General features: G+C 63.9%; 9 protein-coding genes and 1 riboswitch. Of the genes, 5 read left to right on the top strand and 4 right to left on the bottom strand.

The genetic code is table 11. The annotated features are described in order from the left end of the window. The 3 genes from IV091_RS18120 to IV091_RS18110 all read right to left on the bottom strand — a co-directional run. Positions 1-853, bottom strand: an 853-nt coding sequence (locus tag IV091_RS18120) for an MmgE/PrpD family protein (protein WP_293470830.1), incomplete at its 3' end; no start/stop codon positions are given. A gap of 133 nt (positions 854-986) precedes the next feature. Then, complete coding sequence (locus IV091_RS18115; protein WP_293470829.1) at positions 987-1958, bottom strand: tripartite tricarboxylate transporter substrate binding protein; 972 nt, start codon at positions 1956-1958, stop codon at positions 987-989. A 21-nt stretch (positions 1959-1979) separates the two neighbouring features. Next, a complete protein-coding gene (locus IV091_RS18110) occupies positions 1980-2720 on the bottom strand; it encodes an FCD domain-containing protein (protein WP_293470828.1) in 741 nt (246 codons plus the stop codon). Between the two features lie 77 nt (positions 2721-2797). Between IV091_RS18110 and IV091_RS18105 the strand changes: the two genes are divergently transcribed. Then, the gene (locus IV091_RS18105; RefSeq protein WP_293470826.1) at positions 2798-2941 is read left to right on the top strand and encodes a hypothetical protein; all 144 of its coding nucleotides are present in this window, start codon (positions 2798-2800) and stop codon (positions 2939-2941) included. 101 nt (positions 2942-3042) lie between these two features. Next, positions 3043-4014, top strand: coding sequence for a tripartite tricarboxylate transporter substrate binding protein (locus IV091_RS18100; protein ID WP_293470824.1), 972 nt, complete (start codon positions 3043-3045; stop codon positions 4012-4014). 16 nt (positions 4015-4030) lie between these two features. Here IV091_RS18100 and IV091_RS18095 read toward each other — a convergent pair whose 3' ends face one another. Beyond that, positions 4031-4846 (bottom strand): HAD-IIB family hydrolase, encoded by an 816-nt coding sequence (locus IV091_RS18095; protein ID WP_293470822.1) that lies wholly within the window; start codon positions 4844-4846, stop codon positions 4031-4033. Positions 4847-4912: 66 nt separating this feature from the next. Next, positions 4913-4989: riboswitch (S-adenosyl-L-homocysteine riboswitch) on the top strand. A 98-nt stretch (positions 4990-5087) separates the two neighbouring features. Between IV091_RS18095 and ahcY the strand changes: the two genes are divergently transcribed. The 3 genes from ahcY to metF all read left to right on the top strand — a co-directional run bounded on the left by ahcY (position 5088) and on the right by metF (position 8436). Then, positions 5088-6524, top strand: coding sequence for an adenosylhomocysteinase (gene ahcY, locus IV091_RS18090; RefSeq protein ID WP_293470820.1), 1437 nt, complete (start codon positions 5088-5090; stop codon positions 6522-6524). A 64-nt stretch (positions 6525-6588) separates the two neighbouring features. Continuing rightward, positions 6589-7590: a TlyA family RNA methyltransferase gene (locus IV091_RS18085; protein ID WP_293470818.1), complete on the top strand. Its 1002-nt coding sequence runs from the start codon at positions 6589-6591 to the stop codon at positions 7588-7590. A 15-nt stretch (positions 7591-7605) separates the two neighbouring features. Next, a complete protein-coding gene (gene metF / locus IV091_RS18080; protein ID WP_293470816.1) occupies positions 7606-8436 on the top strand; it encodes a methylenetetrahydrofolate reductase [NAD(P)H] in 831 nt (276 codons plus the stop codon). Positions 8437-8512 lie beyond the last annotated feature (76 nt).

The following is an 8512-nucleotide window of genomic DNA, read 5'->3' as shown; positions in this document are numbered from 1 at the left end:
TGCCGCAGGCAAAGGGCTTGTAGCTGTTGAAGGAGATCTCGAAGCGCTGGCCCAGTTCGCTGGTGATCTCGGTCCAATCGTTCTTGGTGGACACGGTTTGCATCATGCCGCGCGGCGCTTCCAGCGCTCTCGGGCTGGCGGTGAAGCCTTTACTGGCCAGCAGCGCCGACATCAGGCCGGCGCGGGCCGCTGCACCCGGGTGAAACGGCTTGGTCATGGTGCCAAACTGCTCGCGCATGCCGACCGGCTGCGAGGCGGCGATGCCCAGGGCCATCGCGGTCTGCTGCGTATCCAGTCCGAGCAGGCGGGCGCAGGCGGCGGCGGCGCCCAGGGTGCCGGTGGAGCCGGTGATGTGCCAGCCGCGGTCGTAGTGGTCGGGGTACATGGCGTTGCCCACGCGGCACGACACGTCAATGCCGATCACCAGCGCGTCGATCAGCGCGCGGCCGCTGGCGCCGGTGTGTTCGGCCAGCGCCATCACGGCCGAGGCCACGGGGCCGGCGGGGTGGATGATGGTTTTGAGGTGGGTGTCGTCAAAGTCAAAGGTGTGCGAGGTGATGCCGTTGATCAGCGCGGCGCTGGCCATGTCGACCTTTTCGCTGCGCCCGGGCAGCGTGGCCTGCGCTGCGGGTTGCAGCATGTTGACGGCGGCCAGCGCGGCGTCTGCGGCTTCATGGTGGGCGGCGCCCACGGCGCATCCCAGCCAGTTCATGAAGGTGCGGTGCGCTTCGTGGTCTACGGCAGCGCTCCAGCCGCCGGCCAGATAGCCGGGGTGGGTAGCCACGAACTGGGCCAGAATCTGGGTGACGGGCGGGGCATTGTGGTCGGCGGTGACCTGGGTATTACGAGCCATGGTGTCTTTCGGCACAGAAGTGCGAGGGGTTTTAAATGCTATTCAAGTTGCTGCTTGAGTGCTATGCAAGTAATAGCTAAACCGGCTTTGTCCAGATTGACTAAAGCCGGTTTTCATGAAGTTATTTCGGCGTTCAGCTGTCGAGCTGGATGTTGCGCTCGCGTGCCACCTTGGTCCAGCGGGCAATGTCCTTGCGGATGAATTCGCCAAATTGCTCCGGTGTCATGACGGTCGGCTCTATCGCTTCGATCGCCAGTTTTTCGCGCATGTCAGGCGCCCGCAGCACGGTGGCCAGGGTGTCATTGAGCTGCTTGACGATGGCCGGCGGCATGCCCGCTGGCCCCACCACGCCATACCACTGCTGGGCGTCAAAGCCCTTGAAGCCGGACTCGTCCAGCGTGGGGATGTCCTTGAGTTGCGGGTGGCGCTGCAAGCCGGTCACGGCCAGCGGGCGTACCCGGCCTGAGCGGATGTGCGGCATCGCGGCCGCCAGGCCAGGGAACATGGCCTGGGTCTGGCCGCCAATCAGGTCGGTGAATGCCGGTGCCACGCCGCGGTAGGGGATGTGCACCATGAAGGAATTGATCTGTATCTTGAATAGCTCCATGGTCAGGTGCGTCAGCGAGCCCTGGCCGGCCGAGCCGTAGCTGATCTTGCCGGGATTCTTGCGAACGTAGTCGATGAATTCCTTGACGGTCTTGATCGGCAGCCGGGCATCGACCACCAGCACATTGGGCGTGCCGCCAATCATGCCGATCGGCGTGAAGTCCTTGATGGCGTCGTAAGGCAGCTTGCGGGTGGCCGGGCTGGTGCCGTGGGTGGCGACGTAGCCCTGCATGAGGGTGTAGCCGTCCGGCGCCGCGCGGGCCGTGGTCTGGCTGGCAATCACGCCGCCGCCGCCGCCCTGGTTGTCCACGATGAAGCTTTGCTTGAGCACCTGGCCCCAACGCTCGGTCAGGGTGCGGCCCACCATGTCGCTGCCGCCGCCGGCCGAGACCGGCACGATGTATCGAATCGGCTTGGACGGGTAGGCCGCCTGGGCTTGGGCCAGGCCTGGCAGGCCCAGCAGCGCAGGGGCGGCTTGAAGAAGGGTGCGTCGTTTCATGGTGTTGTCTCCTGTAGATGTTTAATTAAGGGAATCGGCTGATTCAGGGTCTTCATTCAGGATGGCGCTGACGAGCCGCTCAAACGCCACGTCGACGTGGCTTGACATCAGGGCTTCGCTGCGCGCGGCATCGCCGTCGCGCAAGGCCTGCACAATCGCGCTGTGCTCGGCAATCGAGGCCTGCATGCCGGCGTCATGCGACAGGTTCTTGCGGCGCGAGAGGTGCAGCTTTTGCACAATGCCGCGGTAGGTTTCGGTCAGGGTCTGGTTGCCGGTGGACTCTATGATCAACCAGTGAAAACGCAGGTTTTCGCAGTAGTAGTGCGGCACGTTGAGCCGGCTCGCAGCGTCCTTCATGGCGTCTACCGAGTCGCCCAGGACCGCCAGCAATGCTGTTTTTTGCCGCGCGGGCAATTGCGCTGCCTGGCGTCCGGCAAAGCCGTCCAGCAGCCCCCGCATCTGATAGAGGTCCCTGATTTCCTGCGAATCAAGCTGGCGCACAAATACCCCCGAGTGCTTGCGCGCCACCACGAGGCCCGAACTTGCCAGCTCGCGCAGGGCTTCCCGCACCGGCACGCGCGAAACGCCCAGCCGGCCTGCCACATCAGGTTCGTTGATGCGCTGCCCCGGGGTCAACACGCCTTTCAGGATCAGCGCCAGGATGTCGTCGCGCACCAGCTTGGACAGCGAGGTGTCGCGCACATACGAGAAGTTGCCGGCTGAAGACTCTGCCAGCCAGGGGAGTGCTGTATTTCGTTTCATGGATTTATATCGTATACGAAATTATGCGGTCGAAGGGGTGCTGATTGAAACTATTCAGTTGCGGGTCGTCATGACACATGGCCGCGCCTGGCCGCGTCCGGGGCCGTGTCCGCCACGGCTTGCCGTTGATCCGGCAGCCAGCGGTGCGCCGGGTCACGGGCAACCACCACATTCCGATTTCCAACACCTCGACCGCCGTGCTGGCGCTTGAGACGGTCTGACGCCGACGCGACAGGTCGTCAGGTGTTGCCCTGATGTGGCGGGCGCCCGCTTGGCGCAAGATGCCGCTTTGACCTTTGCGTCACCACTTCAGGAGATTTTCATGCAACGCCGACATTTACTGCAATCTGCCGCTGCGCTGGCCGTGCCGCTCCTTGGCCCGCTGGGCGCGGCGCAGGCGCAAGGCTTTCCGACCCGGCCGATCAAGCTGGTCATCGCCTTTCCGGCCGGCGGGCCGACCGACATCACCATGCGGGTGCTGGCCGACAATGCCTCCAAAATCCTGGGTCAGCCGGTGATTGTGGAAAACAAGCCCGGCGCCGGCGGCACGCTGCCCGCCTTGCAGCTGCAAACGTCTGCCCCCGACGGCTACACCGTGGGGCAGATTCCGCTGGGCGTGTTTCGCCTGCCCTACACCACCAAGATCAGCTGGGATCCGGTCAAGGACATCAGCTACGTGCTCAATGTCACGGGTTACGCCTTTGGCGTGGTGGTGCCGGCGGACTCACCGCTCAAGACCTGGACCCATTTCGTGGCTTGGGCCAAGGCCAATCCCGGCAAGCTGAGCTACGGCTCGACCGGCACCATGACCAGCCCGCACCTGACCATGGAGCTGATCGCGCAAAAGCTTGGCCTGGAACTGCTGCATGTTCCCTACAAGGGCAGCGCCGACCTGATGCAGTCGATTCTGGGCGGCAACATCATGGCAGCGGCCGACTCCACCGGCTTTGCGCCGCAGGTGGAGGCGGGCAAGCTGCGCGTGCTCAACACCTGGGGTGCGCAGCGGCTGGCCAAGTTCCCCGACGCGCCCACGCTCAAGGAACTGGGGCTGGACATCGTGCAGAACTCGCCGTTCGGCATTGGTGCGCCCAAGGGCACGCCGCCCGCGGTGGTCAAGCGCCTGCACGACGCCTTCAAGCAGGCCATGGAGCAGGAAAACTACAAGACCGCGCTGGGCCGATACGACATGGTGCCCATGTATATGAGCAGCGCGGGCTACACCAAGTTCGCCCAGGAGACTTTCCTGCGTGAAAAGGCGCTGGTTGAAAAGCTCGGGCTGGCCAAACCGTCCTGAGCCGGCGCGCCGCCCGCTAGCGTGCGGCCAGCAGGGCCGCCGCTACTTGCGCAAAGCCCGCGCCGCGCGCGCCCTGGGTGATGTAGCGCGGTTTGTGCGTCAGCGCCGCTTCAAAGCGGCGCACGTTGGCCACGCCGACCGAATTGTCGAAGGCTTCAAACATCAGCTGGTCGTTGGTCGAGTCGCCCACATAGGCCCAGCACGCCATCTCGGCGTCCAGGTCGCGGCCCAGCAGTTCGCGCACGATCCAGCGCGCGCCCTCGAGCTTGTTGTGCGCGCCAAACCAGCCGTTGATGTGGATGGAACTCACGCTGGCGTTCATGCCCTCGCTCTGCATGATCCGCACCGCCTGCGCGATGGAGGCGGGCGGCAGCTGCACAAATTCGCTGTGGTCAATCGCAATGTCGGTTTCGCGCCCCGCGCTGTCTTGCGCCAGCACCGCGCCCGCGACTTCCTGCGTCACGCGCCTGGCTACCTGCTGCATGCGGGCGAAGTTGGTGGCGCGCGCCGCAGAATCTTGTTGATATAGCTTTGATAGCTGCCAACGCCCGTGCTGATCGGGTTGCATGCCTTTTTTGTTCGCGAAAAGGGCGACGGCGCCATTTTCAGCAACGATGGCGTCAACCGGCCAGTCCCGCGCAAAGGGCTGGCTCCAGCCCACCGGCCGGCCGGTGATGGCAATGACCTGCAGCCCGGCCGCTTTCAGGGCCGCCAGCGCGGCCAGCGCATCGGCCGTGATGGCGCCGTCGGTGGTCAGGGTGTCATCGATGTCGGTCAGCACGCCGGTGATGCGGCGGCGGACTTCGGGCGGCCAGTATTGAAGCGCTTGCATCTGGCGATTTTGGCACGCAGGATTTTGCGCCAAGCCAGGTTTGGGCGTGTTCTGTACAATAGCGGCTCTCCTGAGGAGCGTTGCAACCCACGGCATGTGGTCTAGGCTCAGGACTTTTCAATCTGCAACCACGCTCACCCGCATGTGCATTAGGCCGGGTGAGTGAGCACACTCTCTTTGATTTAACGCTTGCGGTCGTGGCTATTTTGCCCAGCTTGACCCCCGATTTTGGAGCTACCCCATGAACGCCGTATTGAAAACCGCAGCCCATTCCGATTACGTGATTGCCGACCTGTCCCTCGCCGACTGGGGCCGCAAGGAGCTGAAGATCGCCGAAACCGAAATGCCCGGACTGATGGCCATTCGCGAAGAATTCGCCAAGGCGCAGCCGCTCAAAGGCGCGCGCATCACCGGCTCGCTGCACATGACGATCCAGACCGGCGTGCTGATCGAAACCCTGCAGGCGCTGGGCGCCGACGTGCGCTGGGCATCGTGCAACATCTTCTCGACGCAAGACCACGCCGCCGCCGCGATTGCCGCCAAGGGCACGCCGGTGTTCGCCATCAAGGGCGAAACCCTGGCCGACTACTGGGACTACACCCACCGCATCTTTGAATTCTCCGGCGCCAAAGGCACGCCCGAAGAAGGCCCGAACATGATCCTGGACGATGGCGGCGACGCGACGCTGCTGATGCACCTGGGCACCCAGGCCGAAACCGACGCCAGCCTGATCTCCAAGCCCGGCAGCGAAGAGGAGATCTGCCTGTTCAACGCCATCAAGGCCAAGCTGGCGCAAGACCCGACCTGGTACAGCCGCCGCCTTAAAAACATCGTCGGCGTGACCGAGGAAACCACCACCGGCGTGCTGCGTCTCAATGAAATGTCGGCCAAGGGCACGCTGGCGTTTCGCGCCATCAACGTCAACGACTCGGTCACCAAGTCCAAGTTCGACAACCTCTACGGCTGCCGCGAATCGCTGGTCGACGCGATCAAGCGCGCCACCGACGTGATGATTGCCGGCAAGGTCGCCTGCGTGGCCGGTTACGGCGACGTGGGCAAGGGCTCGGCCCAGGCGCTGCGCGCCCTGAGCGCCCAGGTCTGGGTCACTGAAATCGACCCGATCAACGCCCTGCAGGCCGCGATGGAAGGCTACAAGGTCGTGACCATGGAATACGCCGCCGACAAGTGCGACATTTTCGTGTCCGCCACCGGCAACAAAAACGTCATCACCTATGCACACATGGCGGCCATGAAAGACCAGGCCATCGTCTGCAACATCGGTCACTTCGACAATGAAATCGATGTCGCTTCGCTCGAAAAATGCACCTGGGAAGAGATCAAGCCGCAGGTCGACCATGTGATCTTCCCGGACGGCAAGCGCATCATCCTGCTGGCCAAGGGCCGCCTCGTGAACCTGGGCTGCGGCACCGGCCACCCGAGCTTTGTCATGTCGTCGAGCTTTGCGAACCAGACGATTGCCCAGATTGAACTGTTCACCAAGCAGGCCGACTACGAAGCCGGCAAGGTCTATGTGCTGCCCAAGCACCTCGATGAAAAGGTCGCGCGTCTGCACCTGAAGAAAGTCGGTGCGATGCTGTCCGAACTGAGCGACGAGCAGGCCGCCTACATCGGCGTGAGCAAGGCCGGCCCGTACAAGGCCAACGCCTACCGTTATTGAGTTTTTGCCTTGCTCCTTCCCCCGCCGGGGGAAGGCGTCAGACCAACCATGAGTCCTTCTACCTATGCGCGCAGATATTTTCCTTGTTGAACATGGCTTTGCCACCACCCGCTCCCAGGCCCAGCGCCTGATTGCCGCCGGCGTGCAGTGGCGCGTCGAGGCCGAAGGCGCCTGGAAAAAGGTCGTCAAAAACGGCGACGAGGTGCCGGATGCTGCCGAGCTGGAGGTCCTGGACAACCGCGAGGCGAAATACATCTCGCGCGGCGGGCTCAAGCTTGAAGGCGCCTTGGCCCGCACCGGCCTGGACGTGACCGGGCTGCGCTGCCTCGATATTGGCCAGTCGACCGGCGGCTTTACCGACTGCCTGCTGCAGCATGGCGCAGCGCAGGTGGTGGGCGTGGACGTGGGCCACGGCCAGCTGCACGGCACGCTGCGGGGCGATGCGCGCGTGGTCTGCATCGAGGGCGTCAATGCGCGCTCGATGACGGCCGACGACTTGGCCGAGCATTACCACCGCGCGCTGAACGCCGACGAAGACGGCGCCGGTAACGCTGATGACGGCGACTTCAACCCGGAATTCGACTTCTTGACCGGCGACCTGTCCTTCATCTCGCTGACGCTGGTGCTGCCCGCCGTGGTGCGCCTGCTCAAAGCCGATGGCCAGTTGCTGATGCTGGTCAAGCCGCAGTTTGAACTGCAGCCCGGCCAGATCGGCAAGGGCGGCATTGTGCGCGACGCGGCGCACTTTGAATTTGTTGAAAAACGTCTGCGCGACACCTGCACCGGCCTGGGGCTGGAGGTGAAGGCGTGGCTGGAATCGCCGATTGCGGGTGGCGACGGCAACCGCGAGTTTTTCATCCATGCGCAAAAAGGCCATGAAACTGCCGGTGAAGACCAGCCGCTGGCCGCCGTGCCCAAGCGGCAGTCCCCCAAGCGGCTGCCGCGCAGCACCCTGCGCGAGATGCGCGAGCCGCACGAAGACTCGGAGGCCGCCGAACTTGCCCATGCCGGCCAGCACGGGCCGGCGCGCAGCAAGCGGCGCAACAAGAACCTGACGAACGAGTGACGAGAGAGGCTTGCGATGAATGTTCCCATCAGTTTTGAATTTTTCCCGCCCAAAACGCCCGAAGGCGCTGCCAAGCTGCGCCTGACGCGCCAGGCGCTGTACGCGCACCAGCCCGAGTTCTGTTCCGTGACCTTTGGCGCGGGCGGCTCCACGCAGGCGGGTACCTTCGGCACGGTCGAGGAAATCCTGAGCGAGGGCGTGTCGGCGGCCTGTCATTTTTCGTGCGTGGGCGCAACCAAAGCGGCCGTGCGTGACCAGCTGGCCACGTTGCAGGCCATGGGCGTCAAGCGCCTGGTCGCGCTGCGCGGCGATTTGCCCAGCGGCTACGGGCTGGGCGGCGAGTTCCAGTACGCCAGCGACCTGGTGGCCTTTATCCGCGCGGAAACCGGTCACGCCTTCCATATCGAAGTGGCGGCTTACCCCGAAATCCATCCGCAGGCCAAATCGGCCGAGGCCGATCTGCAGGCCTTTGCGGCCAAGGTCAAGGCCGGTGCCAATTCGGCCATTACCCAGTATTTTTTCAACTCGGATGCCTATTTCCGCTTTGTCGATGATGTGCACCGCCTGGGCGCCGATGTGCCGGTGGTACCGGGCATCATGCCCATTACCAGTTCCACGCAACTGCTGCGCTTTAGCGATGCCTGCGGTGCTGAAATCCCGCGCTGGATCCGCCTGCGCCTGCAGGGCTTTGGCGACGATACGGCATCCATCAAGAGCTTTGGCCTCGATGTGATGACTGACCTGTGCGACCAGCTGTGCACGGCGGGCGTACCCGGCATTCACTTCTACACCATGAACCAGGCGGCGACGACATCAGAGATCATTCGCCGCCTCAAGCCGGCTTGATTGCTCGCACCACCACCGGGGGCCTGGTCAGGGCGGCCTTCAGCACCGGCTTGCTGGCCCTGCTGGCGGCCTGTAG

Source organism: Polaromonas sp. (genome assembly GCF_018780625.1).
Classification (GTDB): domain Bacteria; phylum Pseudomonadota; class Gammaproteobacteria; order Burkholderiales; family Burkholderiaceae_C; genus Polaromonas.
Note: the sequence above shows the minus strand (reverse complement) of the source record. Positions and strands in the feature narration are given on the sequence as shown.